Source organism: Streptomyces sp. NPDC050703 (genome assembly GCF_040654435.1).
GTDB lineage: Bacteria > Actinomycetota > Actinomycetes > Streptomycetales > Streptomycetaceae > Streptomyces.
The window spans coordinates 51,411-78,045 of record NZ_JBFAHX010000013.1 but is presented as its reverse complement, the minus strand read 5'-3'; the positions used below and the strand labels follow the sequence as shown (position 1 = coordinate 78,045).

26 protein-coding genes are annotated in these 26,635 nt (G+C 73.2%); 14 read left to right on the top strand and 12 right to left on the bottom strand.

What is annotated here, in order from left to right; translation table 11 throughout:
• The first annotated feature begins 45 nt into the window (after positions 1 to 45).
• A complete protein-coding gene (locus AB0I16_RS14960) occupies positions 46 to 864 on the top strand; it encodes an SGNH/GDSL hydrolase family protein (RefSeq protein WP_363249790.1) in 819 nt (272 codons plus the stop codon).
• Here AB0I16_RS14960 and AB0I16_RS14955 read toward each other — a convergent pair.
• Entirely contained in the window at positions 848 to 2,602 is a 1,755-nt protein-coding gene (locus AB0I16_RS14955; protein ID WP_363249789.1) for a serine/threonine-protein kinase, read from the bottom strand. The two genes, AB0I16_RS14960 and AB0I16_RS14955, sit on opposite strands and share 17 nt — an antisense overlap.
• Positions 2,603 to 2,894: 292 nt before the next feature.
• Here AB0I16_RS14955 and AB0I16_RS14950 point away from each other — a divergent pair, with 292 nt between their 5' ends.
• Positions 2,895 to 3,164 (top strand): hypothetical protein, encoded by a 270-nt coding sequence (locus AB0I16_RS14950; RefSeq protein ID WP_363249788.1) that lies wholly within the window; start codon positions 2,895 to 2,897, stop codon positions 3,162 to 3,164.
• A 229-nt stretch (positions 3,165 to 3,393) separates the two neighbouring features.
• Here the strand turns inward: AB0I16_RS14950 and AB0I16_RS14945 are convergent, their stop codons facing one another.
• From AB0I16_RS14945 to hmgA, 3 genes are read right to left on the bottom strand one after another with little or no spacing between them, the layout of a single operon-like run.
• On the bottom strand, positions 3,394 to 4,602 hold the full coding sequence (locus AB0I16_RS14945; protein ID WP_363249787.1) for a type ISP restriction/modification enzyme: 1,209 nt from the start codon (positions 4,600 to 4,602) through the stop codon (positions 3,394 to 3,396).
• A 15-nt stretch (positions 4,603 to 4,617) separates the two neighbouring features.
• Positions 4,618 to 5,367 carry a GntR family transcriptional regulator gene (locus tag AB0I16_RS14940; RefSeq protein WP_363249786.1) on the bottom strand — a complete coding sequence of 250 codons (750 nt, stop codon included), beginning with the start codon at positions 5,365 to 5,367 and terminating at the stop codon, positions 4,618 to 4,620.
• Positions 5,368 to 5,379: 12 nt separating this feature from the next.
• Positions 5,380 to 6,729 (bottom strand): homogentisate 1,2-dioxygenase, encoded by a 1,350-nt coding sequence (hmgA, locus tag AB0I16_RS14935; RefSeq protein WP_363249785.1) that lies wholly within the window; start codon positions 6,727 to 6,729, stop codon positions 5,380 to 5,382.
• Positions 6,730 to 6,830: 101 nt separating this feature from the next.
• Here hmgA and AB0I16_RS14930 point away from each other — a divergent pair, with 101 nt between their 5' ends.
• The 3 genes from AB0I16_RS14930 to AB0I16_RS14920 all read left to right on the top strand — a co-directional run bounded on the left by AB0I16_RS14930 (position 6,831) and on the right by AB0I16_RS14920 (position 10,315).
• Complete coding sequence (locus AB0I16_RS14930; RefSeq protein ID WP_363249784.1) at positions 6,831 to 7,463, top strand: TetR/AcrR family transcriptional regulator; 633 nt, start codon at positions 6,831 to 6,833, stop codon at positions 7,461 to 7,463.
• Positions 7,464 to 7,622: 159 nt separating this feature from the next.
• Entirely contained in the window at positions 7,623 to 9,053 is a 1,431-nt protein-coding gene (locus AB0I16_RS14925) for a citrate:proton symporter (RefSeq protein WP_363249783.1), read from the top strand.
• Positions 9,053 to 10,315: an MFS transporter gene (locus AB0I16_RS14920; protein WP_363249782.1), complete on the top strand. Its 1,263-nt coding sequence runs from the start codon at positions 9,053 to 9,055 to the stop codon at positions 10,313 to 10,315. Before AB0I16_RS14925 ends, AB0I16_RS14920 begins: the two co-directional genes overlap by 1 nt.
• Here the strand turns inward: AB0I16_RS14920 and AB0I16_RS14915 are convergent.
• Complete coding sequence (locus AB0I16_RS14915; protein WP_363249781.1) at positions 10,260 to 11,201, bottom strand: DUF5829 family protein; 942 nt, start codon at positions 11,199 to 11,201, stop codon at positions 10,260 to 10,262. The genes AB0I16_RS14920 and AB0I16_RS14915 overlap by 56 nt on opposite strands.
• 127 nt (positions 11,202 to 11,328) lie before the next feature.
• Here AB0I16_RS14915 and AB0I16_RS14910 point away from each other — a divergent pair, with 127 nt between their 5' ends.
• Positions 11,329 to 12,717 carry an aldehyde dehydrogenase family protein gene (locus AB0I16_RS14910; RefSeq protein WP_363249780.1) on the top strand — a complete coding sequence of 463 codons (1,389 nt, stop codon included), beginning with the start codon at positions 11,329 to 11,331 and terminating at the stop codon, positions 12,715 to 12,717.
• Positions 12,718 to 12,766: 49 nt separating this feature from the next.
• The gene (locus tag AB0I16_RS14905) at positions 12,767 to 13,846 is read left to right on the top strand and encodes a zinc-binding dehydrogenase (protein WP_363249870.1); all 1,080 of its coding nucleotides are present in this window, start codon (positions 12,767 to 12,769) and stop codon (positions 13,844 to 13,846) included.
• A 10-nt stretch (positions 13,847 to 13,856) separates the two neighbouring features.
• On the opposite strand, the gene AB0I16_RS14900 is transcribed toward AB0I16_RS14905, so the two are convergent.
• Both AB0I16_RS14900 and AB0I16_RS14895 read right to left on the bottom strand, forming a co-directional pair.
• Positions 13,857 to 14,834 (bottom strand): urea transporter, encoded by a 978-nt coding sequence (locus AB0I16_RS14900; RefSeq protein ID WP_363249779.1) that lies wholly within the window; start codon positions 14,832 to 14,834, stop codon positions 13,857 to 13,859.
• A gap of 120 nt (positions 14,835 to 14,954) precedes the next feature.
• Positions 14,955 to 15,551: a dihydrofolate reductase family protein gene (locus AB0I16_RS14895; protein WP_363249778.1), complete on the bottom strand. Its 597-nt coding sequence runs from the start codon at positions 15,549 to 15,551 to the stop codon at positions 14,955 to 14,957.
• A gap of 93 nt (positions 15,552 to 15,644) precedes the next feature.
• Between AB0I16_RS14895 and AB0I16_RS14890 the strand changes: the two genes are divergently transcribed.
• Positions 15,645 to 16,220, top strand: coding sequence for a TetR family transcriptional regulator (locus tag AB0I16_RS14890; RefSeq protein WP_363249777.1), 576 nt, complete (start codon positions 15,645 to 15,647; stop codon positions 16,218 to 16,220).
• Between the two features lie 11 nt (positions 16,221 to 16,231).
• Here the strand turns inward: AB0I16_RS14890 and AB0I16_RS14885 are convergent, their stop codons facing one another.
• On the bottom strand, positions 16,232 to 16,942 hold the full coding sequence (locus tag AB0I16_RS14885) for a winged helix-turn-helix domain-containing protein (protein WP_363249776.1): 711 nt from the start codon (positions 16,940 to 16,942) through the stop codon (positions 16,232 to 16,234).
• 3 nt (positions 16,943 to 16,945) lie between these two features.
• Complete coding sequence (locus tag AB0I16_RS14880) at positions 16,946 to 17,659, bottom strand: TetR/AcrR family transcriptional regulator (protein ID WP_363249775.1); 714 nt, start codon at positions 17,657 to 17,659, stop codon at positions 16,946 to 16,948.
• Between the two features lie 72 nt (positions 17,660 to 17,731).
• Between AB0I16_RS14880 and AB0I16_RS14875 the strand changes: the two genes are divergently transcribed.
• The 3 genes from AB0I16_RS14875 to AB0I16_RS14865 all read left to right on the top strand — a co-directional run bounded on the left by AB0I16_RS14875 (position 17,732) and on the right by AB0I16_RS14865 (position 19,963).
• Positions 17,732 to 18,883 carry an acyl-CoA dehydrogenase family protein gene (locus AB0I16_RS14875; protein ID WP_363249774.1) on the top strand — a complete coding sequence of 384 codons (1,152 nt, stop codon included), beginning with the start codon at positions 17,732 to 17,734 and terminating at the stop codon, positions 18,881 to 18,883.
• 79 nt (positions 18,884 to 18,962) lie between these two features.
• Complete coding sequence (locus AB0I16_RS14870) at positions 18,963 to 19,250, top strand: YiaA/YiaB family inner membrane protein (RefSeq protein ID WP_363249773.1); 288 nt, start codon at positions 18,963 to 18,965, stop codon at positions 19,248 to 19,250.
• Positions 19,251 to 19,336: 86 nt separating this feature from the next.
• The gene (locus tag AB0I16_RS14865) at positions 19,337 to 19,963 is read left to right on the top strand and encodes a TetR/AcrR family transcriptional regulator (RefSeq protein WP_363249772.1); all 627 of its coding nucleotides are present in this window, start codon (positions 19,337 to 19,339) and stop codon (positions 19,961 to 19,963) included.
• Between the two features lie 19 nt (positions 19,964 to 19,982).
• Here the strand turns inward: AB0I16_RS14865 and AB0I16_RS14860 are convergent, their stop codons facing one another.
• Positions 19,983 to 20,447: a MaoC family dehydratase gene (locus AB0I16_RS14860; protein WP_363249771.1), complete on the bottom strand. Its 465-nt coding sequence runs from the start codon at positions 20,445 to 20,447 to the stop codon at positions 19,983 to 19,985.
• A 107-nt stretch (positions 20,448 to 20,554) separates the two neighbouring features.
• On the opposite strand from AB0I16_RS14860, the gene soxR reads away from it, so the two are divergent.
• Entirely contained in the window at positions 20,555 to 21,022 is a 468-nt protein-coding gene (gene soxR, locus AB0I16_RS14855; protein ID WP_363249770.1) for a redox-sensitive transcriptional activator SoxR, read from the top strand.
• A gap of 55 nt (positions 21,023 to 21,077) precedes the next feature.
• Here soxR and AB0I16_RS14850 read toward each other — a convergent pair whose 3' ends face one another.
• Positions 21,078 to 22,145: an RNA ligase (ATP) gene (locus AB0I16_RS14850; RefSeq protein WP_363249769.1), complete on the bottom strand. Its 1,068-nt coding sequence runs from the start codon at positions 22,143 to 22,145 to the stop codon at positions 21,078 to 21,080.
• Positions 22,146 to 22,352: 207 nt separating this feature from the next.
• Between AB0I16_RS14850 and AB0I16_RS14845 the strand changes: the two genes are divergently transcribed.
• Positions 22,353 to 22,871: a hypothetical protein gene (locus AB0I16_RS14845; RefSeq protein WP_363249768.1), complete on the top strand. Its 519-nt coding sequence runs from the start codon at positions 22,353 to 22,355 to the stop codon at positions 22,869 to 22,871.
• Between the two features lie 12 nt (positions 22,872 to 22,883).
• Here AB0I16_RS14845 and AB0I16_RS14840 read toward each other — a convergent pair whose 3' ends face one another.
• The gene (locus tag AB0I16_RS14840) at positions 22,884 to 23,498 is read right to left on the bottom strand and encodes a hypothetical protein (protein ID WP_363249767.1); all 615 of its coding nucleotides are present in this window, start codon (positions 23,496 to 23,498) and stop codon (positions 22,884 to 22,886) included.
• 295 nt (positions 23,499 to 23,793) lie between these two features.
• Between AB0I16_RS14840 and AB0I16_RS14835 the strand changes: the two genes are divergently transcribed.
• Positions 23,794 to 26,631, top strand: coding sequence for a penicillin acylase family protein (locus AB0I16_RS14835; RefSeq protein ID WP_363249766.1), 2,838 nt, complete (start codon positions 23,794 to 23,796; stop codon positions 26,629 to 26,631).
• The last annotated feature ends 4 nt before the right edge of the window (positions 26,632 to 26,635 follow it).

Here is a 26,635-nt window from a genome sequence, read left to right as displayed (position 1 = left end):
CGCGTGCTACCACGGGGTAGCGGTAATCCTGCCAAGGGAGGCTCCATGAGATTGTCCCGACTCGCGGCGTACGTGTCCTCACTCCTCCTCGCGGTCGCCTTCGCCCTCACCGGGGCGGCGGCGGCTCACGCGGCCCCCTCCTCCGACACCCTCGCGGCCACCGGCTACGTGGCGCTCGGCGACTCGTACTCGTCCGGCGTCGGCGCCGGCAGCTACGACAGCGGAAGCGGCAGCTGCAAGCGCAGCACCAAGGCCTACCCGGCCCTCTGGGCAGCGGCGAACTCACCGTCCAGCTTCCACTTCACGGCCTGCTCCGGCGCCCGCACGGGTGACGTCCTGGCCAGCCAGCTCGGCCCGCTCGGCTCCGGCACCGGCCTCGTGTCCCTCTCGGTCGGCGGCAACGACGCGGGCTTCGCCGACGTCATGACGACCTGTGTCCTGCAGTCCGAGAGCAACTGCCTCGCCCGCATCGCCCAGGCCCGTTCGTACGTCGACTCCACGCTCCCCGGCAACCTCGACAAGGTCTACTCGGCCATCAGCGCCAAGGCGCCCAACGCCCGCGTGGTGGTCCTCGGCTACCCCCGCTTCTACCAGCTCAACGGCAGCTGCGTGGCCGGCCTCTCCGAGCGCGAGCGGGCCGCCATCAACGGCGCCGCCGACTACCTCAACACGGCCACCGCCAAGCGCGCCGCCGACCACGGCTTCACCTTCGGCGACGTCACCCGCACCTTCGGCGGACACGAGATCTGCTCGGGCAGCCCGTGGCTGCACAGCCTGAACATCCTCAACCCCGGCGAGTCCTACCACCCCAAGGCGGCCGGACAGTCCGGCGGCTACCTCCCCGTCCTCACCTCGGCTGCCTGATCCCCGCGGGCCGCGCGTAGGCGTTCGGTGTGTAGGAGGCCCCGTCCGTCGGGGTCTCCTGCCCCTGCTCGCACGTCACCGAGTACTCCACGGAGTTCGAGGTGGCGGAGACCGGGCCGCGCACCTGCACGTGGACCGAGTCCGTCCAGGTGCCGGAGCCGGAGCCGTACCCCGTCTCGGTGTGTTCGACCTGCCGTGTCTTCGTGCCGCCCGAGGAGAAGGGCAGCGTCTTCCACCCGGGGTCGCTCGACTCTCCCGACCCCGTGACCCAGCGGTACCGCACGTCGGCCGGAACACGCCCCACCGTGAACGTCGCCGTGAACGAGGGTGCCTGGCCCGCGGGCGGCGGGCAGGCGCCCTCGTACCGGGTGTGTGAGCCGTCGACCCGCACCTTCACGCTCTGCGCCGGCTCGGTGGTCGTACCGCCGCCGCCGTTCCCGCCTTTCCCGCCGTTCCCGCCGTTCGTCGTGCCGCCGCCGTCCTCGCCACCGTCCGAGGAGCCGCCGCCGTTCGTCGAGCCGCCGCCGTTCGTCGAGCCGCCGCCGTTCGTCGAGCCGCCGTCCGACGAGCCGTTCGACCCCTCCGAGGAGCCGCCGTCCTCGCTCTCGCCGCTGCCGCCGTCCGCGGCGCTGTTGGGCGAGCCGCCCCCGGTGTTCCCGCCGCCGCCGTCACCGTCCCCGCCGAGCAGGGCGTACGCGATCCCGCCGACGGTCAGGGCGAGCACCACGAGTCCCGCGACGAGCAGGACGAGCGCGCGGCGCCCGCGGTCCGCCGCTGCCGCGTCCGGCTCGGGGACGACGTGCTGCGGCGAGGTCTCGGGCAGGGGCGCCGGGGGAGGTGGCGGCCCGAAGGGGCGCTCGGCCGTGACGGTCGGCCGGTGGGGGAGGCCGGTTCCGGTGAACGGCCTGCCGCCCGCGGCCACGAGCCGCAGGTCGCGCTCGGCGTCGGCGGCGGACATCCGCTCGGCCGGGTCCTTGCGCAGCAGCCCCTCGATGACCGAGGCGAGCGGCCCCGCGTTGCGCGCCGGCGGCAGCTGGTCGTCCACCACCGCCCGCAGGGTGTTCAGCGGGGTGTCCTGGCGGAAGGGCGAGCTGCCCTCCACGCAGGCGTAGAGCAGCACGCCGAGCGACCACAGGTCGGAGGCGGGACCGGGGCGCTGCCCCAGCGCGCGCTCGGGGGCGAGGAACTCGGGGGAGCCGACGACCTCTCCGGTCATCGTCAGCGCGGAGCTGCCCTCGACCATCGCGATGCCGAAGTCGGTGAGGACGACGCGGCCGTCGTTGGCGATCAGTACGTTGCCGGGCTTGACGTCGCGGTGCAGGACCCCGGCGTCGTGGGCGGCGCGCAGGGCCGCGAGCAGCTCGGCGCCGATGCGGGCCACGCGCTGCGGCGGCAGGGCGCCCTCCGCTTCGAGCACGTCGGACAGCGACAGGCCCCGCACGCTCTCCATGACGATCCAGGGGCGCCCCTCCTCCGTCGCCACGTCGTACACGGTCACGACGTTGCGGTGCGGGATGCGGGCGGCGGCCCAGGCCTCCCGTTCGAGGCGGGCGTAGAGCCGGTCGACCTCGCCCGCCGGGAGCCCGGCGGGCGCGCGCACCTCCTTGACGGCGACCTCGCGGCCGAGCACCTCGTCACGGGCCCGCCACACGGTGCCCATGCCGCCCTCGCCCAGGGGCGCCAGGAGGCGGTACCGCCCGGCGATCACGCGCTCTGGCTGGCTCACGGGCGCCCCCATCCGCAGCGGTGCGTTTCTCCACAAAAGTAGCCACGTGAGATAGCCCACGTCGACCCGGCGGAGACAGAAGGGGGGTGCGGGCGGAAGCCTGTCCGAAGGCGGCCCGTGCGGTGATGCGGGCACTCACCGCGCCATATGTCCAACTCGCCCTTAAATAAGTTGGATTCATGGCGTACTTGTCAACCTCCTTACGGGGAAGGTGAATCCTGCCACCGGGATACACGGGTGTCGCGGTGGGGCGATAGGGTTAACTTGCCCTGGGCCGGGTGCCCTCGTACGGGTGGGGAGTGACATGGAACAGATAACGGTGCGCAGCAGGGCGCGTGTCCCTGCGATCACGTGTGGGAGCAGTGCGACCAGCTCGCGCCTCGACCGCCATCTCTCGGTGCTGGGCGGCCCCGCCGTCCCGCAGCGCGAGTCGCACGAGGCGACGCTGCTGATGCGTGAGCTGACTTCACGTGACGCCGCGCACGCCCGTGGCGGCAGGGGTGCACGAGTGAGGCACGTCTCGCTCTTCGCGCCACTGCGCAGGCTGCGGCGCTCGCTTTTCGGCGGACGCTGAAGCACGGGTGGTCCCCGGGACTGAGCCGCCGCTCCGCGGCGGATCTTTCCCACCCACCCGTCCCCCTCGCCCTTTCCCTGCACTCACCCGCGTCGCACCCGTACCTCCCGTCACGCTCGTATCTCTGGTCACACCCCGCACCCGGGCGCCACATCCCCGTACTCACCCGCGCGCGTACCGGCGCACGGCCGCGGGCGCGCGGCATCGGCGGAAGCAGACTCCACACGGCTCAGAGCAGGGCGAACTGCCCGTCGGGGCCCTCTTCGCGGTGGTCGAGGACGGAGGCGGGGCGGCGCGCGGTGCCGGGCACGGGCAGGACGCCCGCCCGGACGAGATCGCCCGCGGTGATCCGCGGAGCGTCCACCGACGCCAACGCCTCCTGTTCGGGTGCCAGTTCGGCCAGCAGCGCCAGGATCGTGATCAGTTCGAGCAGTTCCGACGTCCAGGTCTGCGGCCAGGTCCGGGGGCGGATCGCCGCCAGTGACCCCGGCTCCGCGTCCCCGTCGGCCGTGCGCGCGCCGAACCAGCGCTCGATCACCCGCACCCCGCCCACCTCGAACTCCCACGCCTCCCGAGGCACCGGCGAGATGACCCCCTCGCCGCCGATCCGCAGGACCCGCTCCTCGGCGTCGTACGACAGCGAACCGGGGCGCGCGGGAAGGGGCGCCCGGACGTAGGGCCTGCGCCCGCCGGGCAGCTTCGGGCGCTCGCCGTCGCCCCGCAGATGCAGCCGCAGCAGCCGCTCGCCCAGGTCGGTGCCGCGCGCCCAGAGGCCCGGGTGGGAGGTGAGCGGCACCCGGCAGCCCGCCGCCGAGCGCGTCCCCGTGGCGAGGGCGAAGGCGAGCAGGGAGCGCGCGGTGACCTCGTGGCCGATGAGCTTCGACAGATGCTCGGTGAGCCCCGGCGCCAGATTGGGCTCCACGGCTCCGGGGCGGCGGAAGAGCGGCCGGATGCGGCCGGGGCGCCCGGCGGGGGAGCGCCCGTCCGGCAGCACGGCCGAGGCGAGGACGGCGGGCCCCGCGGCGCCGGGTACGTAACCCTGTTCGACGGCGAAGAGCTGGCCCTCGCCCGCGACCCGCCACAGTTCGGGGCGGGCCACGTCCAGGAGGCGGTGGTCGGGGATCAGCCACTGCTCGTCGAAGGGGCCGTGCAGGACGCGCACCGGCTCGGGGCAGGCGCCCGTCTCCCTGGCCAGGCGGCCCGTGCCCCCGGCGTGCCCGGGGAGCTGGGCGACCGCGGTGTGCAGCGTGCGGGAGCGCGTGGGGCGGAACAGGGCCTCGCGGGCCTCGCCCGTCGCGCGGACCAGCGCGTCCCAACGGGCCCTCAGCGATGCGGCGTCCGGCGCCATCGGCCACCCGCGGCCCGGCCGGAGCGGTGCGACGGACCACGGCATGAGATCCGCGAGCAGCGGCGCTTCGTCGTGCGTCACGCCCGGCATCGTAACCCCCTGGGGCTACGTGGCCTCCAGCGTGACCGAGAAGGAGAAGCGGTCGCCGCGGTAGTGGATGCGGGCCACGTCGAGGGCCCGTCCTTCCTCGTCGTAGGTGACGCCGGTGTAGTGCAGGATCGGACTGAGCAGCGGCACCCGCAGGAGGCGGGCGGTCTCCGGGTCGGCGAGGGTGGCCTCGACGGTGTCGGTGATCCGGCTGATCCTGACGCCCACCACGTCGCGCAGCACCTTCGTCATCGGCCAGCGCGCGAGATCGTCGGGGTCGATGCGGGCGGCGAGTTCCGGGCGGACGAAGTTGCGGGCGTGGTTGGTCGGCTCGCCCGTCTTCTCGTCGCTGCGCAGCCGGTGGTACGTGGCCACCTCGGCGGAGTCCGGGAAGTACGCCGCGAGGTCGGCGGCCGGCGGGGCCGAGCCGTGGTCGAGCAGTTCGGTGGTCATGCCCGACTGCTGGGCCACGATCGCGTCGACCGAGCCGAGCAGGCGGACGGGGGCACCGCGCCGGGCGCTCGGCTCGATGAAGGTGCCGCGCCGCCGGTGGCGGGTGATGAGCCCCTCGTCCTCCAGCTCCTTGAGCGCCTGCCGCATGGTCAGCACGCTCACTCCGTAGTGCCCCGCCAACTGCTCCTCGGTGGGCAGCCGGAGCGGGGCATCGGGGGTGCGGCCGAGTATCGAGGCGCGCAGGGACTGCGACACCTGGTACCAGAGCGGCAGCTTTCGGTTCAGGACGATCGAGTCCGGGGCGAAAGCAGTCACGGTCTCTCCGGGTCAGTTACGGAAGTGGCGCTCCAGACCCTGCCACACGTCGTCGTACCCGCGCTGCAGGTGGGACGCCTGGGCCGCCTGCTCCGTGGCCGTCACCGGCCACCGCGTCTCGAACATGAAGGCGAGCCCGTCGTCGATTTTCTGCGGCCGCAGCTCCGCCGCCGACGCCTTCTCGAACGTCTCGCGGTCCGGGCCGTGCGCCGACATCATGTTGTGCAGCGAGCCGCCGCCCGGCACAAAGCCTTCCGCCTTCGCGTCGTACGCGCCCTCGATCAGGCCCATGTACTCGCTCATCACGTTCCGGTGGAAGTACGGGGGCCTGAAGGTGTCCTCGCCCACCAGCCAGCGCGGCGCGAAGACGACGAAGTCGACGCCGGCGAGGCCCGGGGTGTCGGACGGCGAGGTGAGCACCGTGAAGATCGACGGGTCAGGGTGGTCGTAGCTGATCGAGCCGATGACGTTGAAGCGGTGCAGGTCGTAGACGTACGGGACGTGGTTGCCGTGCCAGGCCACCACGTCGAGGGGGGAGTGGTCGTACGTCGCGTGCCAGAGGTTGCCGCAGAACTTGTTCACCACCTCCACCGGGCCCTCGACGTCCTCGTACGCGGCGACGGGCGCCCGGAAGTCGCGTGCGTTCGCCAGGCCGTTGGCGCCGATCGGGCCGAGGTCGGGGAGCTGGAAGGGGGCGCCGTAGTTCTCGCAGACGTACCCGCGGGCGCTCGCGTCGAGGAGCTCCACGCGGAAGCGGACGCCGCGCGGGATCAGCGCGACCTCGCCGGGTCCGGCGTGCAGCAGCCCGAACTCCGTGCGCAGGAGCAGGCCGCCGCGCTCGGGCACGATGAGCAGTTCGCCGTCCGCGTCGCTGAACACCCGGCCGGCCATGGAGGAGTTGGCGTGGTAGAGGTGGATGCCCATGCCGGTGCGCTGGGCCGCGTCGCCGTTGCCGCCCAGTGTCCACAGGCCCGCGAGGAAGTCCGTGCCGGGGGCGGGCTCGGGGAGCGGGTTCCAGCGCAGCCGGTTCGGGTCGGGCACCGACTCGGTGAAGGGGGCGGTGCGGATGCCGCCGTTGTCCGCGCGGGTGAACCGCGGGTGCGCGGCCGAGGGGCGGATGCGGTACAGCCACGAGCGGCGGTTGTGCGCGCGGGGCTCGGTGAAGGCCGAGCCGCTGAGCTGCTCCGCGTAGAGCCCGAGGGGGGCGCGCTGGGGCGAGTTGCGGCCGTGCGGCAGGGCGCCGGGCACCGCCTCGGAGCTGTGTTCGTTGCCGAAGCCGGAGAGGTAGCTCAGCCCCTCGGCCGTCCTGCGCGCCTCGCCTTCGCCGGCTCGGCCCGTCGTGCTCGTGCGGTCCCCGCTCATCATGGCTCCCTCTGCGATGATTCCTATGGGACACCGTAGGATTGGAGGTTTCCTTCCGCAAGGGGGAGCCAGGAACATGAGCGGTGCTCTACTCTCCCGGGATGCACCAGCCGAAGCCGCCCAGGGAACCGAAGGCCCCGGCCTCCATGCGCCGCGTACCCGTGCAGGAGCGCAGCGCCGAACGGCTGACCCGCATCCTCGACGCCTGCGCCGCGGTCCTCGACGAGGTCGGCTACGAGAACCTCACCACCCGGGCCGTCGCCCTGCGCGCCGGCGTGCCGATCGGCTCGGTCTACCGGTTCTTCGGCAACAAGCGCGCCCTCGCCGACGCCCTGGCCCACCGCAACCTCGACCGCTACGCCGAACGCGTCGCGGCCCGCATGGCCGACGTCGGCCGGGGCGACTGGCGCGGCGCGGTCGACGCCGCCTTCGACGAATACCTCGCGATGATGCGCACCGTCCCCGGCTTCGGCCTCGTGGACTTCGGCGTCCCCTCGGCCCCCGACGCCATGCCGGACGCCAACGAACAGGTCGCCGACCGGGTGGCCGCGCTGCTCGCGGACCATCTGGACCGGCCGCTGGAGGGCCGCCTGCGCAGGACCGTGGCGGTCGGCGTCGAGGCGGTCGACGCCGTGCTCCAGCTCGCCTTCCGGGGGCGCCCCGGCGGCGACCCGCACCTGGTCGAGGAGGCGCGGACCCTGCTGCACGCCTACTTCGCGCGGACGCTCGACTGACCACCCCCGGTTGCGCCCCCGCACCCGTACCTCGTTGACCAGGAGTTTTGCGCTTATTGCTCGCACGTCAACATCTTGTTTACGCTCGATCGCGGGTCCTAACGTCATCCGGACCGCCAGACCTGGTGGGAGTTCGATGGTGAACGTGAGGTAGCCCCCATGCTGACAATCCTCGGATTCGTCATGATCGCCACCTTCCTGGTGCTGATCATGACGAAGAAGATGTCGCCGATCGCGGCACTGGTGCTGATCCCCGCTCTCTTCTGCGTCTTCGTGGGGAAGGGAGCCCATCTCGGGGACTACGTCCTCGAAGGCGTCGGCAATCTGGCGCCCACGGCGGCCATGCTCATGTTCGCCATCGTGTACTTCGGCGTCATGATCGACGTCGGCCTCTTCGACCCGATCGTCCGGGGCATCCTGCGCTTCTGCAAGGCGGACCCGGTGCGCATCGTCGTCGGCACCGCCGTGCTCGCCGCGATCGTCTCCCTCGACGGCGACGGCTCGACCACCTTCATGATCACCGTCTCGGCGATGTATCCGCTCTACAAGCGCCTCAAGATGAGCCTCGTGGTCATGACCGGCGTCGCCGCCACCGCCAACGGCGTCATGAACACCCTGCCCTGGGGCGGCCCCACGGCCCGCGCCGCCACCGCGCTCAAGGTCGACGCGGCCGACATCTTCGTCCCCATGATCCCGGCGCTCGCCATGGGACTCGTCGCCGTCTTCCTGCTCTCCTACGCGCTCGGCCTGCGGGAGCGCAAGCGGCTCGGCACGCTCTCGCTCGACGAGGTCCTCCAGGAGGAGACCGTCACGGCCGACGAGACGGTCCTCGTGGGCGCGGGCGGCGGCACCGGCAGCCGTACGCCGCTCACCAAGAAGACCACCGGAGGCGGCGGCGCCGGGGGAGCGGACGCCGACGACGCGGGCGAGGACGCGGCGGAGGACGGCTTCCAGGGGCTCGACCCGCACCGCGCCACCCTGCGCCCCAGGCTCTACTGGTTCAACGCGGGCCTCACCGTCCTGCTGCTCACCGCCATGATCATGGAGTGGCTGCCGATCCCGGTCCTCTTCCTGCTCGGCGCCGCGCTCGCCCTCACAATCAACTTCCCGCACATGCCCGACCAGAAGGCCCGCATCGCCGCCCACGCGGAGAACGTCCTCAACGTCGCCGGCATGGTCTTCGCCGCCGCCGTCTTCACCGGCGTCCTCACCGGCACCGGCATGGTCGACAGCATGGCCACCTGGCTCGTCGACGCCATCCCCGAGGGCATGGGCCCGCAGATGGGCCTGGTGACCGGCCTCCTGTCGCTGCCGCTCACCTACTTCATGTCGAACGACGGCTTCTACTTCGGCGTCCTGCCGGTCCTCGCCGAGGCGGGCCAGGCGCACGGCGTCAGCGCCCTGGAGATCGCCCGCGCCTCCATCGCCGGACAGGCGCTGCACATGTCGAGCCCCCTGGTGCCCGCCGTCTACGTCCTGGTCGGCATGGCCAAGGTCGAGTTCGGCGACCACACGAGGTTCACCGTCAAGTGGGCCGTCCTCACCTCGCTGGTGGTGCTCGGCTCCGGCATCCTCTTCGGCATCATCTGATGCCTGGCGCGTCGACCCGGCCCGGTGGCAGGGGCTGGCTGCTCCGTCTCGTCATCGCCTTCAGCTTCGCGCAGGGGGCGGTGTCGATGGCGCGGCCCGCCGTCTCCTACCGGGCCCTGTCCCTGGGCGCCGACGAGCGTGCCATCGGCGTCATCGCGGGCGTCTACGCCCTGCTCCCGCTCTTCGCCGCCGTCCCCCTCGGCCGCAGGACGGACCACGGACGGTGCGCGCCCCTGCTGCCCGTCGGCGTCGTCCTGATCGCCGGCGGCTGCGCCCTCAGCGGTACGGCGGGCTCGCTCGCCGCCATGGCGGCCTGGAGCGGGGTGATGGGGCTCGGCCACCTCTGCTTCGTGATCGGCGCGCAGTCGCTCGTCGCCCGGCAGTCCGCGTCCGAGGAACAGGACCGCAACTTCGGGCACTTCACCATCGGCGCCTCGCTGGGCCAGCTGGCGGGACCGCTCGCGGCGGGCGCCCTGATCGGCGCGGACATCGACCGTACGAGCGCGTTCGCGCTGCTCGTCTCGGCGGCGGTCGCCGCGGTCGCCCTCGGCTCCCTGTGGCGCATCGAGCACGTCCGCACCGCCGGCGCCCCCGCGGGGCGGGCGGCGAAGGTGCCGGTCGTCGGCATCCTGCGCACCCGCGGCGTGCCCGCGGGCATCTTCATCAGCCTGGCCGTGCTCTCCGCGACGGACATCCTCACGGCCTATCTGCCCGTGGTCGGCGAGGACCGCGGCATCGCGCCCGCCACGGTCGGCCTGCTGCTCTCGCTGCGGGCCGCGGCGACCATCGCCTGCCGGCTGGTGATGACCCCGCTGATCGGGCTGCTCGGCCGCACCGCGCTGACCGTCGTCACCTGCGCGCTCGCCGCGCTGCTCTGCGCGGGCGTCGCGCTGCCCGTGCCCGTGTGGGCGCTCGGCGCCATGCTCGTCCTGCTCGGCTTCTGCCTGGGCGTGGGCCAGCCCCTGTCGATGACGACGGTCGTCCAGGCCGCCCCGGACGAGGCCCGCTCCACCGCCCTCGCGCTCCGGCTGACCGGCAACCGGCTCGGGCAGGTCGCCGCGCCCGCCTCCGCCGGGCTGATCGCCGGGGTGGCGGGCGTGGCGGCGCCCTTCGTGATGCTGGGCGGCCTGCTGCTCGTCGCCGCGGGCCTCGGCGCGCGGGCCCGTCCCGGGCGCCCCGGCGGCGGGAAGGCGCCCCGGCGCGCGTCTAGCCCTCCCCGCCCCCGAAGTTCCACACGGCCCGGGTGCCGGGGCCGACGGTGAGGGTGGAGTCGCCGATCCGCTCCACGTGCCGCTGCTCGACCGCCTTGTTGAGCGCGAACGTGAACTGCTTCAGGCCCGCACGGTCGCGGGGCACCGTGTCCAGCCGGATCGTCGTGCCGCCGCCCCGCGCGACGGCACCGCCCGCCGTCTCCCGCACCCGGAAGCCGCCCGCCCGCAGCAGCGGCACGGTGTTGCCGAGGTCGCGGGCGGTGACCGCGAAGCGGACCGAGGTCACGTCGCGCATCAGGCGTTCGCGGTAGGTGTCGGGGAGGTAGCGCTCGCGGCCGACGTCCCCGGGGCGGGAGGGCGGCTCGGTCTTGCCGCGCGGGTCGGCGAAGTACTCGGGCCGGTACTCCATGGCCCAGGCGTCGAAGGCGTCGTACTGGACGGTGGTGAAGACGAAGTCGAACCACGGTACGGGGACGCCGTCGCCGAAGTCCCGGGTCTGCAGGCCCTCGAAGGGCTCCTCGATCCCCGCGTCCCGGAGCCGCCGCAGGACGGTCGCGAAGTCGCCGTCGCGCTCGGTGGAGACCGCGAGGCCGGCGTTGCCGGACTCCGTGCCGGGCAGGTCGCCGACCCCGAAGAGTTCGAGGTAGGTCTCGCGGCCCTTGAGGTAGCGCCCGGTCCAGGTGCCCTGGGAGCCGGTCGTGGTGCGCACCTCGAAGTCGGCGAACTTCGGCAGGTAGTCGGAGTGTTCGATGGCGTCGGCGGTCTCGCGGTCGAGCACGCCGTACGAGTGGTTGTAGAACAGCAGCTGTCGGTCGGTCGGTGGCTTCTCCTCGGCCCACGCCGTCCTCGCTCCGCCGTCGGGCACCCCGAGGAGGGTGGCCGCGAGGGCCGTGGCGAGGACCGCCGTCATCCGTAGCTTGCGTCGCAGCGGCAGCATGCGCACGAGCCTAGGACGCGGCGGAGCGCGGACGCCGCTGTTCCGTGAACCACACGCGGAGAACGCCCCTGGTGCCCCAAAACTATCAGCGCTAGTTTGTATGCGGACGTCAACCTGGAGGAATGCGATGAAGGCCCACGACGGGATGTACATCGACGGCGCCTGGCGCCCGGCCGCAGGCACCGGCACGATCACGGTCGTGAACCCGGCCGACGAGCAGCCCATCGGCGAGGTCCCCGCGGGCTCGGCCGATGACGTCGACGCCGCCGTCCGTGCCGCCCGCGCCGCCCTGCCCGGCTGGGCCGCGACGCCGCCCGCCCGGCGCGCCGAACTGATCGGGGCGCTCCGCGACCGCCTCGCCGCCCGCAAGGACGAGATCGCCGAGACCGTCACCGCCGAGCTGGGCTCCCCGCTGCCGTTCTCGCAGGCCGTGCACGCGGGGGTGCCGGTCCTGGTCGCGGGCTCGTACGCGGAGCTGGCCGCGACCCACCCCTTCGAGGAGAAGGTCGGCAACTCCACGGTCTACCTGGAGCCGGTCGGCGTGGTCGGCGCGATCACCCCCTGGAACTACCCCCTGCACCAGATCGTCAACAAGGTGGCCCCCGCGCTCGCGGCCGGCTGCACGGTGGTGCTCAAGCCCGCAGAGGACACCCCGCTCACCGCCCAGCTCTTCGCCGAGGCGGTGCACGACGCGGGCGTCCCCGCGGGCGTCTTCAACCTGGTCACCGGCCTCGGCCCGGTCGCGGGGCAGGCGCTCGCCGAGCACGAGGGCGTCGACCTCGTCTCGTTCACCGGCTCCACGGCCGTCGGCAGGCGGATCGGCGCTACGGCGGGGGCCGCCGTCAAGCGCGTCGCCCTGGAACTCGGCGGCAAGTCCGCCAACGTCATCCTGCCGGGCGCCGACCTCGCCAAGGCGGTCGGCGTCGGCGTCGCCAACGTCATGTCCAACTCCGGGCAGACGTGCAGCGCCTGGACGCGGATGCTGGTCCACACCGACTCCTACGACGAGGCGGTGGAGCTCGCCGCGGCCGCCGCGGCCAAGTACGGCCCCCGCATCGGCCCGCTCGTCAACGCCGAGCAGCGGGCCCGCGTCCGCGGCTACATCGAGAAGGGCGTCGAGGAGGGCGCCCGGATCGTGGCGGGCGGCCCCGAAGCGCCCCGGGAGCGCGGCTACTACGTACAGCCCACGGTCTTCGCCGACGTCACCCCCGGGATGACCATCGCCCAGGAGGAGATCTTCGGCCCGGTGCTCTCCCTCATCCGCTACGAGGACGAGGACGACGCCCTGCGCATCGCCAACGGCACCGTGTACGGCCTGGCGGGCGCGGTGTGGGCCGCCGACGACGCCGAGGCCGCCGCCTTCGCCCGCCGCATGGACACCGGACAGGTCGACATCAACGGCGGTCGCTTCAACCCGCTCGCGCCCTTCGGCGGCTACAAGCAGTCCGGTGTCGGCCGCGAACTGGGCGCGCACGGCCTCGCGGAGTACCTCCAGACGAAGTCCCTGCAGTTCTGAGCCGTCCCGCCGTCCCGAACCCGCCAACCTCCCCAAGGAGTACGTGAACGTGGTCCGCGCCGCCATCCTCCCCGCCGTCGGCTCCCCGCTGGAGATCGCCGCCATCGAGCTGCCGGAGCCGGGGCCCGGCCAGGTCCGGGTGCGGCTCGCCGCCGCCGGGGTCTGCCACTCCGACCTGTCCCTGTCCAACGGCACGATGCGGCTCCCCGCGCCCGCCGTCCTCGGCCACGAGGGCTCGGGGACGGTCGTCTCCGCGGGCGAGGGCGTCACGGGGTACGCGCCGGGCGATCCCGTCGTCCTGAACTGGGCGCCGTCCTGCGGCGGCTGCCACGCCTGCTCGCTCGGCGAGGTGTGGCTCTGCGCCGACGCCCTGGCGGGCGCGGCCCGGGTCCACGCGCGGCGCCCCGACGGCACGGAGCTGCACCCGGGCCTGAACGTCGCCGCCTTCGCCGAGGAGACGGTGGTCCCGGCCAGTTGCCTCCTGCCGGCGCCGGACGGCGTCCCGCTGGCCGACGCGGCCCTGCTCGGCTGCGCCGTCCTGACGGGGTACGGCGCCGTGCACCACTCCGCGAAGGTCCGCGAGGGCGAGACGGTCGCCGTCTTCGGCGTGGGCGGGGTCGGCCTCGCCACGCTGCAGGCGGCCAGGATCGCCGGGGCCGCGCGGATCGTCGCGGTGGACGTCTCGCCCGAGAAGGAGGAACTGGCGCGCGCCGCGGGGGCCACGGACTACGTCGTCGCCTCGGACACCACGGCCCGCGCCGTCCGCGGGCTGACCGGCGGCCACGGCGTCGACGTGGCCGTGGAGTGCGTGGGCCGGGCGGTGACGATCCGCACGGCCTGGGAGTCCACGCGGCGCGGCGGCAGGACCACGGTGGTCGGCATCGGCGGCAAGGACCAGCAGGTGACGTTCAACGCCCTGGAGATCTTCCACTGGGGCAGGACGCTCTCCGGGTGCGTGTACGGCAACTCCGACCCCGCGGTGGACCTGCCGGTCCTGGCCGGGCACATCCGGGCGGGGCGCCTCGACCCGGGCGTCCTGGTGACCGACCGGATCGGGCTCGACGGCATCCCGGCGGCCTTCGACAACATGCTCGCGGGCAAGGGGGGCCGGGCGCTGGTGGTGTTCTGATCCGGAGCGGTCAGGAACCGCCGAGCCGCGGGAAGGACCTGGCGGCGGCCAGGAACACCAGCGTCGTCAGGACGAACGGCCAGGTGAACACGGGCACGCCGGAGGGCGCGAGGAGGGCGGCCACCGCCGGGCCCGCGGCCGTCGCCGCGGCGGCGCCCAGCAGCGCGTACGCCAGGGTCGCCGCCCGCGCGGGCAGGAAGACCCCGCAGAGGGCGAGCGCCACGAGCACGGCGTTGTACCCCGCCATGCCGCCGGCGATCCCTGCGGCCGGGGCGCCGAGCGCCCACGCCGTGGCGATGCCCGCCGCGTTGCCCAGGCACGCCACGGCCGCCGCCCGGCGGCTCGCCACGAGGAGGCCGAGCAGGAGCAGGGCCCCCACGTACCACTGCGGCGCGAGGAAGATCTGGGCGAAACCGGAGAGGAAGCCGCGGGCCAGGTCCTCCGCGCCGAGCGCCGTGGGCCCGGCGGCGGGGCGCGGCAGGGCCGCGGGCGTCCCGCCCTGGTGCCAGACCCGGCGGAAGCCCGGCGCGGCGGCAGCCGCCGCGCTCGCGGTCAGACAGAACGGCAGCGTGAGCGAGGGCAGCCCGAGGGGGCCGAGCAGGTTGCCCGCGGCGGCGGTGACGACCGTGACGACCACGCAGCCCGCGAGCGCGAGCAGGGCCGTCGAGAGGTGGTGCGGCCCCAGGACCGCGGCGAGGCCGAGCGCGGTCAGGCAGGCGTTGAACCCTTCGAGGCCCAGGGACACCCGGTCGCGTTCGGCCCCGAGGAGCCGCGCGGTGACCGTGCCGACGGCGGTGCCCGCCAGGCCGTAGAGCCCGTACTCCCAGCCCGCCGCCGTGAGCGCCAGGCAGAAGACGCCGCCCGCCGCGGCGCTGGGCAGGAAGGTCACCTGGCCCTGTCCCCGCAGCACCGCCGCCGCGAACTCCCGCAGCCGGGGCGGCGGTACGGCGCCCCCTGCCGCACCGCCCGCGCCGACCGCGTCCGTCACGTGCCCCACGATCCACCCACCCCCCGGCGTGATGTCCCTGAACGCCCGACGGGGCGGACGCCCCGCCCCGCAGAACGGATGCAGAGTACATCCACGCACCGTCCCACGCGCGGCGACGGGTCAGTCCTGCCGCCGCGCCTCGAACCAGGTCATCGACACGTCGTTGGGGAACGTCTCGCGGGCGGCCACCCGGAACCGCGTGGGCCGGAACCCGCCGCCGAACAGCGGCACTCCGGCCCCGGCGACCACGGGGTAGCTCTTGACGATCAGCTCGTCCAGCTCCGGCAGCAGTGCCGACGCGAGACCTCCGCCGCCGCAGAGCCAGATGTCCTGCCCCGCCTGCTCCTTGAGCGCGCGCACGCGGGCGAGCGCGTCCGCGCCGATGACGGTGACCGCCGGGTCGGGGGCGGTGCCGAGCGTGGTGGAGACGACGTACTGGCGCAGATGCGCGTAGGGGCTCGGGGTGCCGTGGCCGAGCGCCTGGCGGTAGGTGCCGCGCCCCATCAGGACCGTGTCGAAGCGGCGGTTGGGGGCGTCCGCCAGGCCGGCGCCCGGACGCAGGGCGGTGGGGACGGTCTCGGGGTAGCGGGCGTTGACCCACGCGGCGTAGGCGGCGGCCTGTTCCTCGTCACCGACGGGGTAGAAGTCGAACTCGCCGCGTGGTCCCGCGATGTACCCGTCGACGGAGGCGCCGATGTAGTACACGAGCTTGCGCATCCTGGTTCTCCCCACTCTCGCCACTCGGTCACTGCTGCTGTAGTACTCTCTGTGTAGTGGTCGGAACGTAGTACTACATACGGAGTGGTGTCAATGGTGCGCAGGAACGACGGCCGGCGGGCGGCCCTGGTCGACGCCGCCATCGAGGTGCTGGCCAGGGAGGGTGCCCGCGGGCTCACCTTCCGCGCGGTGGACACCGAGGCGGGCGTGCCCACGGGCACCGCGTCCAACTACTTCGCCAACCGCGACGACCTGCTGACCCAGGCGGGCGCCCGCGTCTACGAACGCCTCACGCCCGGCGCCGAGGAGATCGAGCGCCAGCGCTCCGCCAAGCCCGACAAGGAGACCTACGCGCAGCTCATGCGCGAGGTGGTCGGACGGGTCAGCGGCTTCCGCACCGGCTATCTCGCCCTGCTCGAACTGCGCCTGGAGGCGGTCAGGCGCCCCGAGCTGCGCGCCGTCCTCACCGAGCGCGTACGGGAGGACCTCGCCGCCAACGTCTCGTACCACGAGTCCTCCGGCCTGCCCGGCGACGCGACGGCGGTCAAGCTCCTCTACCTGGCCTTCAACTGGCTCATCGTCGAGCAGCTCACCCTGCCCGACGTGCTCTCCGAGGCCGAGCGGGACCGGCTCGTCGCGGCGGCCGTGGAGCGCATCGTCAACGACTGACGCGGCCGGCCTCAGAGGTCCGTGATGCCGAGGTGCGCGGCGAAGGCCCGCGCGCCCGCCGGGGTGACCTTCACCGCGCGCTGCGAGCCGATCCGCGCGCACCACCCCGCGTCCAGCGCGTGCCGGCAGAGCGCCGCCCCCGCCACCCCGGCCAGATGCGGCTTCCGCTCGGTCCAGTCGAGGCAGCCCCTGGCCAGCGGCCGACGTCCGGCGCGCACCAGCGCGATGCCGAGGCCGCCGAACCAGGCGAGGCCGTCGTCGGTGAGCGCGAAGCCCGTGTCCTGGCGGAGCAGCCCCCGCTCGGTCATCGCCCCGGTGACCGTGATGCCCAGCCGGCCCGCGAGGTGGTCGTAGCAGGTGCGCCCGCGCGCCATGGCGGCGCCCGCGCTCGACTGGCGCAGCGTACGGGGCCGCGCCGGGGCCCCGGGTGCCGCGTGCGCGGCGAGGTCCTCGACGAGCTGGGCGATCCCCGCGTCGGCGAGCCGCACGTAGCGGTGGCGCCCCTGCCGCTCCTCGGCGAGCAGCCCGCCGGCGACCAGCTTGCCCAGGTGCTCGCTGGCGGTGGAGGGGGCGACGCCCGCGTGCCGGGCCAGCTCGCCCGCCGTCCAGGCCCGCCCGTCGAGCAGCGCGAGCAGGCAGGCGGCCCGCGTCTCGTCGGCGAAGAGCCCGGCGAGCGAGGCGAGGGCTGGCGCGGTGGCGGTCGGTGTGACGTCCTGCGGCATGGCTCAAGGATGGCCGGGCGACGCTTCGGCGGGCGCCGAAGCGTCCCCGGCGGGTTCCCGGGCGGGCCCGGCCTCGCCGCCCGCCAGCTGCGCGTACTGCGTGGCGAGCCCGTCGAGCAGGGCGCGCAGGCCGGTCTCGAAGGCGCGGGCGTCGATCAGTTCCTGGCGCTCGGCGAGGAGGTGGGCCTGGCCGAGGTGGGGGTAGTCGGCCGGGTCGTACGCGGTCTCGTCGTCCACGAAGCCGCCGGCGAAGGAGCCGAGCGCGGAGCCCATGATGAAGTACCGCATCAGGGCGCCGATCGACGTGGCCTGCGCGGGCGGCCACCCGGCGTCCACCATCGCGCCGAACACCGCGTCGGCGAGCCGCAGCCCGGCGGGCCTGCGCCCGGGGCCCCGGGCGAGCACGGGGACGATGTTCGGGTGCAGCGTGAGCGCCGCCCGGTAGGAGACCGCCCAGTCGTGCAGGGCCGTGCGCCAGTCGCGCCCGTCGGCGGCGTCGAACATCGAGAGGTCGACCTGCGCGCTCACCGAGTCCGCGACCGCCTCCAGGATCTGGTCCTTGGTGCGGAAGTGGTTGTAGAGGGACGGCCCGCTCACCCCGAGCTGGGCGGCCAGGCGGCGCGTGGAGACGGCGGCGAGCCCCTCGGCGTCCACGAGGGCGCGCGCCGCGTCGACGATGCGTTCTCGGCTGAGGAGGGGCTTGCGCGGTCGGGCCATGCGGCACATAGTAGGGCTGCCGCAGGAAACTAGCAGTGCTAATTTAAAGGTCGACGCGAAGAGGTGCGCACGATGAACCTGGAGCTCAGCGAGGAGCAGACCGCCGTCAAGCGGCTGGCCGAGGACTTCGTCGCCCGCGAGATCACCCCCAACGTCGTCGCCTGGGACCGTGCCGAGAGCGTCGACAGGGCCATCGTGAGGAAGCTCGGCGACGTCGGGTTCCTGGGGCTCACCATCGACGAGGAGTACGGCGGTTCGGGCGGCGACCACCTCGCGTACTGCCTGGTGACCGAGGAGCTGGGGCGCGGCGACTCCTCCGTGCGCGGCATCGTCTCGGTGTCGCTGGGGCTCGTCGCCAAGACCGTCGCCGCCTGGGGCACCGAGGAGCAGAAGCGGCGGTGGCTGCCGGGGCTGGCCTCGGGCGAGTACGTCGGGTGCTTCGGCCTGACCGAGCCGGGCACCGGCTCCGACGCCGGCAACCTCACCACCCGGGCCGTGCGCGACGGCGACGACTACGTGGTCAACGGCGCCAAGATGTTCATCACCAACGGCACCTGGGCCGACGTCGTCCTCCTCTTCGCGCGCACCGGTGACGCCCCGGGCCACAAGGGCGTCTCCGCCTTCCTGGTGCCCACCGGCACCCCCGGGCTCGGCCGCCGCACCCTGCACGGCAAGCTGGGCCTGCGCGGCCAGGCCACCGCGGAGCTGACCTTCGAGGACGTCCGCGTCCCGGCGTCCGCGATGCTCGCGCCCGAGGGCAAGGGGTTCTCCGTCGCCATGTCGGCGCTGGCCAAGGGGCGCATGTCGGTGGCCGCCGGATGCGTGGGCATCGCGCGGGCCGCCCTCGACGCGGCGGTGCGGTACGCGGGCGAGCGCGAGCAGTTCGGCAAGCCCATCGCCCGCCACCAGCTCGTCCAGGAGCTGATCAGCGACATCGCGGTCGACGTGGACGCCGCGCGCCTGCTGACCTGGCGGGTCGCCGACCTGATCGACCGGGGGCAGCCGTTCGCCACCGAGTCCTCCAAGGCCAAGCTGTTCGCCTCCGAGGCCGCCGTGCGCGCCGCCAACAACGCCCTCCAGGTCTTCGGCGGCTACGGCTACATCGACGAGTACCCGGTGGGCAAGCTCCTGCGGGACGCCCGCGTGATGACCCTGTACGAGGGCACGAGCCAGATCCAGAAGCTGGTCATCGGTCGCGCGCTGACGGGGGTCTCGGCGTTCTGACCGCCCGGCGCGCCGCCTGAGTACGTGACTGAGTACACGAGCGGATACGGCGCGGGCCGCGTCCGGCGAAGCTGTGGCCATGACTGAGCCGCCCGTCAAGCAGCAGACGACCAACGCCTTCTACGGCCAGGCCGTGGCCTCGTTCGCCGTGTCCATCGCCGCCGTCTCCGTCGGCATCGGCTACCTGGACGCCTCCGCCTGGGTGCGGGGCTTCCTCGGCATCGCCGTGCTCTACCTGACGACCTCCGCGTTCACCCTCGCCAAGGTGATCAGGGACCGGCAGGACGCCGTGCAGATCGTCAGCAGGGTCGACCAGGCCCGCGTCGACAAGCTGCTCGCCGAGCACGACCCGTTCGCCAAGCCCTGACCCTGCTCCTCCCCCTAAGCGCTTGCTCACTGTCAGGGGTATGGTGTCCCTCCCGACGAGTGGTGCGGGCGGAACGAGGAGTGGGCATGAGTGCGGCGGAGGAGACGGACGGCGGCGAGGAGCAGCCGTGGGGCGAGGTCGGCCCCGACGCGGCCAGGCGGCTGCTGATCGCCGCCGTGGAGGCCTTCGCCGAGCGCGGCTACCACGCGACGACGACCCGCGACATCGCCGGCCGCGCGGGGATGAGCCCCGCGGCCCTCTACATCCACTACAAGACCAAGGAAGAGCTGCTCCACCGCATCAGCAGGATCGGGCACGACAAGGCGCTCGCCATCCTGCGCGCCGCGGCGGACGGCGAGGGCACGGCGGCCGAGCGCCTGACGGCGGCCGTGCGGTCCTTCGTCGGCTGGCACGCCGCCCACCACACCACCGCGCGGGTCGTACAGTACGAGCTGGACGCGCTCGGCGCCGAACACCGCACGGAGATCATCGCGCTGCGCCGCGAGACGGACGCGGCGGTGCGGGGCATCATCGACGACGGTGTGCGGGCCGGGGAGTTCGACGTCCCCGACGTGCCCGGCACGACCCTGGCCGTGCTCTCCCTCTGCATCGACGTGGCCCGCTGGTTCAACGTGGCGGGGCCCCGCACGCCCGACGAGGTCGGCGCGCTCTACGCCGACCTCGTGCTGCGCATGGTGGGCGCGGGGGAGTAGCCCCGGCCCGCGCGGGCGCTCAGAAGTAGTAGCGCGACACCGACTCCGCCACGCACGCCGGCTTGTCGGAGCCCTCCCGCTCCACGGTGACCTGGGCCGTCACCTGCACGCCGCCGTCCTTCGTGGGACTCACGTCCGTGAGCACGGCGCTCGCCCGCAGGCGCGAGCCCACCGGCACGGGGGAGGGGAAGCGGACCTTGTCGGTGCCGTAGTTGAGGCCCATCCTCATGTTCTCGACGCGCAGCACCTGCGGCACCAGGCTCGGCAGCAGGGACAGCGTCAGATAGCCGTGCGCGATCGTCGTCCCGAACGGGCCCTCGGCCGCCTTCCCGGCGTCCACGTGAATCCACTGGTGGTCGCCCGTGGCGTCGGCGAAGAGGTCGATCCGCTTCTGGTCGATCTCCAGCCAGTCGCTGTGCCCCAGCTGCTCGCCGACCGCGGCCCGCAGTTCATCGGCCGACGTGAAGATCCTCGGCTCCGCCATGTCCCTGGTCCTCCCAGACGTGAGTCATCCCTGTCGCGACTAAGCGCTTGCTCAGCATGCTGGGTGTGCCGACCCGTGTCAACGGACCAGCCACTAGGGTTCGAGGGGTGCCCCAGATTCCAGAGAAGGTCCACGAACTCACCGTCGGCCAGCTTTCGGCCCGTAGCGGCGCGGCCGTCTCCGCCCTGCACTTCTACGAGTCCAAGGGCCTCATCACCAGCCGCCGCACCTCGGGCAACCAGCGCCGTTACCACCGGGACACGCTGCGCCGCGTCGCCTTCATCCGCGCGTCCCAGCGCGTCGGTATCCCGCTCGCCACCATCCGCGAGGCCCTCGACTCGCTCCCCGAGGAGCGCACCCCCACCCGCGAGGACTGGGCGCGCCTCTCCGGGACCTGGCGCTCGGAACTGGACGAGCGCATCAAGCAGCTGAGCCGGCTGCGCGACCACCTCACGGACTGCATCGGCTGCGGCTGCCTCTCCCTGGAGACCTGCGTGCTCTCCAACCCCGACGACGTCTTCGGCGAGCGGCTCACCGGCTCCCGCCTGATGGCGGAGCGCCGCTCCTCGTCGTGACGTGACCCGCCCCGACCCGCCGCCGCCCGGCAGCCCCGGGCGACGGCGGGCGGGTTCACTCGTACTCCGTGCCGCCCTTGCGCGTCAGGTAGGCGGCGCTGACCGCCTTGGCGATGGCCCGGCCGCCGGTCACCGGGCTGTACCGCTCCACGGCCGGGCGGATCACCACGCCCTCGCGCAGGTGCAGTTCCCGCCCCGACACGGTCTCGCGGCCCGAGGCCAGTTCCAGGACGCGGCCCGCGTCGTAGGGCCCCTCGTACAGCCGCGGCACGAGCGGCAGTTCGCCGTCGAGCAGGGCCGCCGCGTCCAGCCAGCACACCTGCCCCTCGATCTCCGCGCTGACGTCGAACACGGCGTACCCCAGCGTGTCGCGCCGCGCGTCGGCGCCGTACGAGAGGTCCTGCACCCCGTCGCCGTACACCTCGCCGAAGACGCCGACCCTGCTCGCCCGCAGCCGCTCGGCGAGCCGCGCGGCGGCGCCCGGCACCCCGTGGGCGTGGACCGCCCGCCAGTAGAGGTTGCGGGGGTCCTCGCGCAGGGCCAGGGACCTGGCCCCGAAGCCCTTCGACGAGACGTGGACGCGGCCGTCCTCGGCGACGTACGTCAGGAGGCACGCCGAGCCGTGCAGCTTCTCGGTCACGACCACCTGCTCACCGGGGGCGAAGACGTCCGGGTGGCGCTGGATGTTCTCGATGTCGACCCAGGGCAGCAGGCCGGGCGCCGCCTGCGCGTCGCCGCTCATGGTGGGCGGGATCGGCGGCACCCACTTCGTGACGCCGAGGCGCTCCGCGAAGTCCGTGCCGTGGGCCGCCGCACGCGCCAGGTCGACGCCGGCGAGCGCGGCCGGGCGGCACACGATGCCCTGCGACAGCTCGCCGCGCAGCCGCACCGCCTTGACCCGGTCGCCGTTGCCGCCCGCGAGGCGCCCCGTCAGGCCCAGTTCCCCGATGAGGGCGGCGGGCAGGACCGCCTGCTCGGGGATGTACACCGCGAAGTCGCCGGTGCGGTAGGCGCCCTTGGCGACGACCGCGCGGTACAGGCCCACCTGGGCGAGTTCGAGGGCGTCGGCGCCCGGGTGCTCGTGGACGGTCAGTGCTTCGGCGGTGACGCGCAGCGTCGACATGGGCCCGTTCTCCTCGGCGGCCGGCGGATGTCCTTCGTCGCCGATCACTCTCGCCCGTCACAAAACGACGTGACCACCGTAATTTCCCCGTGCTACGGAACCGGCGCCCGAGGCCGCAAGGTGGGTGCAGTACAGGGCGCAGTACACGCGAGCCGAGGAAGCCACGCAGCACATCACGTCACGCACCACCTCACCCGGGGAGGGCCGATGCCGGTCGCCATCTGTTCGTTGAAGTGGGACGCCGCGCAGGACGGACGCCAGTCCGTCACCTATGACAGCGACGGCTACCACCTCGTGCGCTTTCCGTACGGCGCGGGGGAGGAGAACTACGACCCCTGGCGCATGCACGACCCGGCGAAGGGCGGCGGCTCGTCCGCCACGTTCCCCCACCCCCGCTCGGGGCTCATCTGGCCGAGCCACGACGGCTGGGGCGTGCTCTCCGCGCTGGTCTTCTGGGAGCCGGACAGCGGTCCCACCGAGTACCGCACCCGCTTCGTCCGCGACCCGCTCGGCCTCACGACCGGGTACGACTCGACCGCGACGACCGACTCCGCGCCCACCAGGGGCAGCCAGTTCAGGTCCTACGTCTGGCAGATGTTCGTGCACCCGGACACGCCCGTGGGGCTGAAGATCTCGGCGCGCGGCGTGGGCGACGTACGCAAGAAGACGCCGATCACCCACGCGCAGTTCAAGCTCGCCATCCACACGGACGTGCTCAGGCCCTGACCGCCGTATCCCTCACACCGACACCAGCGGCCGCAGCCGCCGGGCGCGCACCTGGGCCCGTTCCACCGCCTCCTGGGTGAGCACGGGCGCGGGCACGACGATGCCGCAGCCCGTGCAGACCGCGCCCGACGACGGCTCGTGCGCCAGGCCGCGCTTCCAGACGAGGGTGGTGTCCTCGCAGACCGGGCACGCCTCGCCCGGCTCCCTCTCCAGCGCCGCTATCAGCCGGCGCAGCACCTCGGCGAGGGGCGCGTCGGGGTGGACGTCGGGGTCGTCGCACCAGGCGACCCCGAAGCCGCCCCAGGTACGGCGGTGCCAGTCGTCGTCACTGCCGGGCCGGCGGAGACCGTCGTGCTTCTCCTTGCGGCGGCGCTCCGCGAAGTCCGCCTCGTAGGCGAGCCAGACCGCCCGTGCCGCCTCCAGCTCCGTCAGCGCCGCCACCAGCCGCGCCGGGTCCGGAGACCTGTCCTCGGGCCCGAAGCCGGCCCGGGCGCACAGGTGATCCCAGGTCGCCCGGTGCCCGTAGGGGGCGAACCTCTCCAGGCACTTGCGCAGTGAGTACCGCCGCAGTGCCAGGTCGCTCCTCGGATCACGTACCTGTCTCGCGAGACTCCGGAATCCGGCCATCGCCCTGCACCTCCGTCACACGTACGTCGTTCTGGTACCCCGTGTTCCTTCTCTCCCGGCGCCGCTGCCGAGCGGAAGCCGAAGCGGCGCCGTCGAGTAGACGTATCGACACGCGATTCGGCTCCCTTTTCGGGCGACCGCTTTTCGCCTGCCCGTCGGAGCAGCCCTGATGCACGCAGGGAGGGGGCGCGTTGTGGTGATTCGGAAAAGGCGACGGTTGTTCATCTTTCGAGTTCGTCGACCCGCCAGTAACCTCCGCCGCATCGGCCTTCCGCAGACCACCGGAGGAGCACCCATGGGACGACGCACCGTCAGACTCAGAACGCTCACCGCGGGGGCGGCGCTCGCCCTCGGCGCCGCGCTCCTCACGCCCCTGCAGGGCGCGGCGGCGGCGCCCGGCGGCGAGGGGGCGAGAGAGCGGTCCGCCGAGGCCACGGACTACTGCGGGAGCCAGTGCGCCGACATCCTGCCGCCCGGCGCCAACGGCAACGCGACGCTCGCCGAGATCCTCGCCCACCGGGTCCTCGGCACCCGGCCCGCGCACACCGACGACCAGCTCGGCCCCTACGACGCGCTCTCCTCGGGCTACACCTCGCTCACCGACGACCGGCTGACCGAGTTCTTCGACGACGCCTCCTTCGGTGTGCCCGAGGGCCAGGTCGCCTCGGTCACCAGGCCGCGCGACGACGTGACGATCACCCGGGACAAGAAGCACGGCATCCCGCACATCAAGGGCACCACGCGCTACGGCACCGAGTTCGGCGCGGGCTTCGCCGCGGGGCAGGACCGCCTCTGGCTCATCGACCTCTTCCGGCACATCGGCCGCGGCCGGCTCACCTCCTTCGCGGGCGGCGCGCCCGCCAACCAGGGACTGGAACAGCAGTTCTGGCCGCAGGCGCCGTACACCGAGGAGGACCTGGAGAAGCAGGTCGAGTACATCAGGACGACGCAAGGAGGGCGCGGCAAGCAGGCTATGGAGGACGCGCAGGCCTACGTCGACGGGCTCAACGCCTACCGCGTGAAGTCCAAGAACGGCCGCTACTTCCCCGGCGAGTACGTCCTGACCGGCAAGATCGACGCGATCACCAACAAGGGCGAGATCGAGCCCTTCAAGATCACCGACATGATCGCGCTCGCCTCCGTCGTCGGCGGCCTCTTCGGCAACGGCGGCGGCGGCGAGGTCGAGTCCGCCCTCTCCCTGCTGAAGTCCCAGGAGAAGTACGGCGTCGAGAAGGGCACCGAGGTCTGGGAGTCCTTCCGCGCCCGCAACGACCCCGAGGCCGTGCGGACCATCCACGACGGCACGAGCTTCCCCTACGCGGGCAGGCCGGACGAGGCGCGCGGCACCGCCCTGCCCGACCCCGGCTCCGTCGAGCGCGAACAGCTCGTGTACGACCGCGAGGGCGGCGCGAAGACGGGCGCCAAGGACCCGGTGCGGGCCCCGGAGAAGCTGAAGCCCGCCCAGGGCATGTACGACAAGGGTGTCCTGCCCGAGGACCTGTTCCGCCAGGACGGCCACAAGAAGGGCATGTCCAACGCCCTCCTCGTCTCCGGCAAGCACACCGCGAGCAAGCACCCCGTCGCCGTCTTCGGCCCCCAGACCGGCTACTTCGCCCCGCAGCTCCTCATGCAACAGGAGCTCCAGGGCCCCGGCATCAGCGCCCGCGGCGTCTCCTTCGCGGGCGTCGGCATGTACGTCCAGCTCGGCCGCGGCCAGGACTACGCCTGGTCGGCCACCTCCGCGGGACAGGACATCACCGACACCTACGCCGTGGAGCTGTGCGAGCCGGGCGGCGGGACGCCCACCAAGCAGTCGGCCGGCTACCTGTACCGCGGCACGTGCACGCCCATGGAGAAGATGGAGCGCAAGAACGCCTGGAAGCCGACCGTCGCCGACTCCACGGCCGCCGGCTCCTACCGCATGCAGGTCTTCCGCACCGAGTACGGCGTCGTGACGCACCGCGCGAGCGTCGAGGGCAAGCCCGTCGCGTACGTCTCCCTGCGCTCCACCTACCGCCACGAGGCCGACTCGATCATCGGCTTCCAGATGCTGAACGACCCCTCGTACGTCAAGGACGCCGCGACCTTCCAGAAGGCGGCGCAGCACATCAGCTACGCCTTCAACTGGTTCTACGCCGACTCCCGCGACATCGCGTACTACAACAGCGGCGCCAACCCCGTACGCGCCAAGGACGTCGACCCCGCCCTGCCGGTCAAGGGGGAGCGGACCTACGAGTGGCGTGACTTCGACCCCGCCGACAACACCTCGGCGCAGACCCCGCCCGCCGAGCACCCGCAGTCGGTCAACCAGGACTACTACATCTCCTGGAACAACAAGCAGGCCGACGACTTCAGCACCGCGGGCTTCGGCATGAGCGCCGTGCACCGGGGCGACCTGCTCGACGGGCGGGTCAAGAAGCTCACCGAGGAGGGCGGGGTCACCCGCGCCTCGCTCACCCGGGCCATGGCCGAGGCCGCCGTCACCGACCTGCGCGGCGAACAGGTGCTGCCCGAACTCCTGAAGGTGCTCCGCAGCAAGCCGCTCACCGACCCGCGGGCGGCCGAGGCCGTCGAACAGCTCGACGCCTGGCGGAAGGCGGGCGCCCGGCGCAACCAGACGGCGGCGGGCTCCAAGGTGTACGCCCACCCCGACGCCGTACGCATCATGGACGCCTGGTGGCCGCGGCTCATCGAGGCGCAGTTCAAGCCCGGTCTCGGCAAGGACCTCTACGACGCCCTGACCGCGCAGCTCGCCACCGACGAGGCACCGTCCGCGGGCCACGGACCCACCGGCGCGCACGCCGGCTCCGCCTTCCAGTACGGCTGGTGGGGCTACGCCGACAAGGACCTGCGCGCGGTACTCGGGGAGCCGGTGAAGGGCGCGCTCGGCGACACCTTCTGCGGCGGCGGCGGACTCGACGCCTGCCGCGACGTCCTGCTGACCACGCTCACGCAGGCCGCCGACAAGCCCGCCACCGAGGTCTACCCCGGCGACGGTGCCTGCAAGGCCGGCGACCAGTGGTGCGCGGACTCCATCATCCACCGGGCCCTCGGCGGCATCACGCACAAGCCGGTCCAGTGGCAGAACCGTCCGACCTACCAGCAGGTCGTGGAGTTCCCCCGGCACCGGTAGGGGA

Excerpts from the sequence above, each read along its gene's own strand:
- AB0I16_RS14960 (WP_363249790.1), top strand. The coding sequence starts at position 46 with ATGAGATTGTCCCGACTCGCGGCGTACGTGTCCTCACTCCTCCTCGCG.
- AB0I16_RS14955 (WP_363249789.1), bottom strand. The coding sequence starts at position 2,602 with ATGGGGGCGCCCGTGAGCCAGCCAGAGCGCGTGATCGCCGGGCGGTAC.
- AB0I16_RS14950 (WP_363249788.1), top strand. The coding sequence starts at position 2,895 with ATGGAACAGATAACGGTGCGCAGCAGGGCGCGTGTCCCTGCGATCACG.
- AB0I16_RS14945 (WP_363249787.1), bottom strand. The coding sequence starts at position 4,602 with ATGCCGGGCGTGACGCACGACGAAGCGCCGCTGCTCGCGGATCTCATG.
- hmgA (WP_363249785.1), bottom strand. The coding sequence starts at position 6,729 with ATGAGCGGGGACCGCACGAGCACGACGGGCCGAGCCGGCGAAGGCGAG.
- AB0I16_RS14930 (WP_363249784.1), top strand. The coding sequence starts at position 6,831 with ATGCACCAGCCGAAGCCGCCCAGGGAACCGAAGGCCCCGGCCTCCATG.
- AB0I16_RS14925 (WP_363249783.1), top strand. The coding sequence starts at position 7,623 with ATGCTGACAATCCTCGGATTCGTCATGATCGCCACCTTCCTGGTGCTG.
- AB0I16_RS14920 (WP_363249782.1), top strand. The coding sequence starts at position 9,053 with ATGCCTGGCGCGTCGACCCGGCCCGGTGGCAGGGGCTGGCTGCTCCGT.
- AB0I16_RS14915 (WP_363249781.1), bottom strand. The coding sequence starts at position 11,201 with ATGCTGCCGCTGCGACGCAAGCTACGGATGACGGCGGTCCTCGCCACG.
- AB0I16_RS14910 (WP_363249780.1), top strand. The coding sequence starts at position 11,329 with ATGAAGGCCCACGACGGGATGTACATCGACGGCGCCTGGCGCCCGGCC.
- AB0I16_RS14895 (WP_363249778.1), bottom strand. The coding sequence starts at position 15,551 with ATGCGCAAGCTCGTGTACTACATCGGCGCCTCCGTCGACGGGTACATC.
- AB0I16_RS14890 (WP_363249777.1), top strand. The coding sequence starts at position 15,645 with ATGGTGCGCAGGAACGACGGCCGGCGGGCGGCCCTGGTCGACGCCGCC.
- AB0I16_RS14885 (WP_363249776.1), bottom strand. The coding sequence starts at position 16,942 with ATGCCGCAGGACGTCACACCGACCGCCACCGCGCCAGCCCTCGCCTCG.
- AB0I16_RS14880 (WP_363249775.1), bottom strand. The coding sequence starts at position 17,659 with ATGGCCCGACCGCGCAAGCCCCTCCTCAGCCGAGAACGCATCGTCGAC.
- AB0I16_RS14875 (WP_363249774.1), top strand. The coding sequence starts at position 17,732 with ATGAACCTGGAGCTCAGCGAGGAGCAGACCGCCGTCAAGCGGCTGGCC.
- AB0I16_RS14870 (WP_363249773.1), top strand. The coding sequence starts at position 18,963 with ATGACTGAGCCGCCCGTCAAGCAGCAGACGACCAACGCCTTCTACGGC.
- AB0I16_RS14865 (WP_363249772.1), top strand. The coding sequence starts at position 19,337 with ATGAGTGCGGCGGAGGAGACGGACGGCGGCGAGGAGCAGCCGTGGGGC.
- AB0I16_RS14860 (WP_363249771.1), bottom strand. The coding sequence starts at position 20,447 with ATGGCGGAGCCGAGGATCTTCACGTCGGCCGATGAACTGCGGGCCGCG.
- AB0I16_RS14850 (WP_363249769.1), bottom strand. The coding sequence starts at position 22,145 with ATGTCGACGCTGCGCGTCACCGCCGAAGCACTGACCGTCCACGAGCAC.
- AB0I16_RS14845 (WP_363249768.1), top strand. The coding sequence starts at position 22,353 with ATGCCGGTCGCCATCTGTTCGTTGAAGTGGGACGCCGCGCAGGACGGA.
- AB0I16_RS14840 (WP_363249767.1), bottom strand. The coding sequence starts at position 23,498 with ATGGCCGGATTCCGGAGTCTCGCGAGACAGGTACGTGATCCGAGGAGC.
- AB0I16_RS14835 (WP_363249766.1), top strand. The coding sequence starts at position 23,794 with ATGGGACGACGCACCGTCAGACTCAGAACGCTCACCGCGGGGGCGGCG.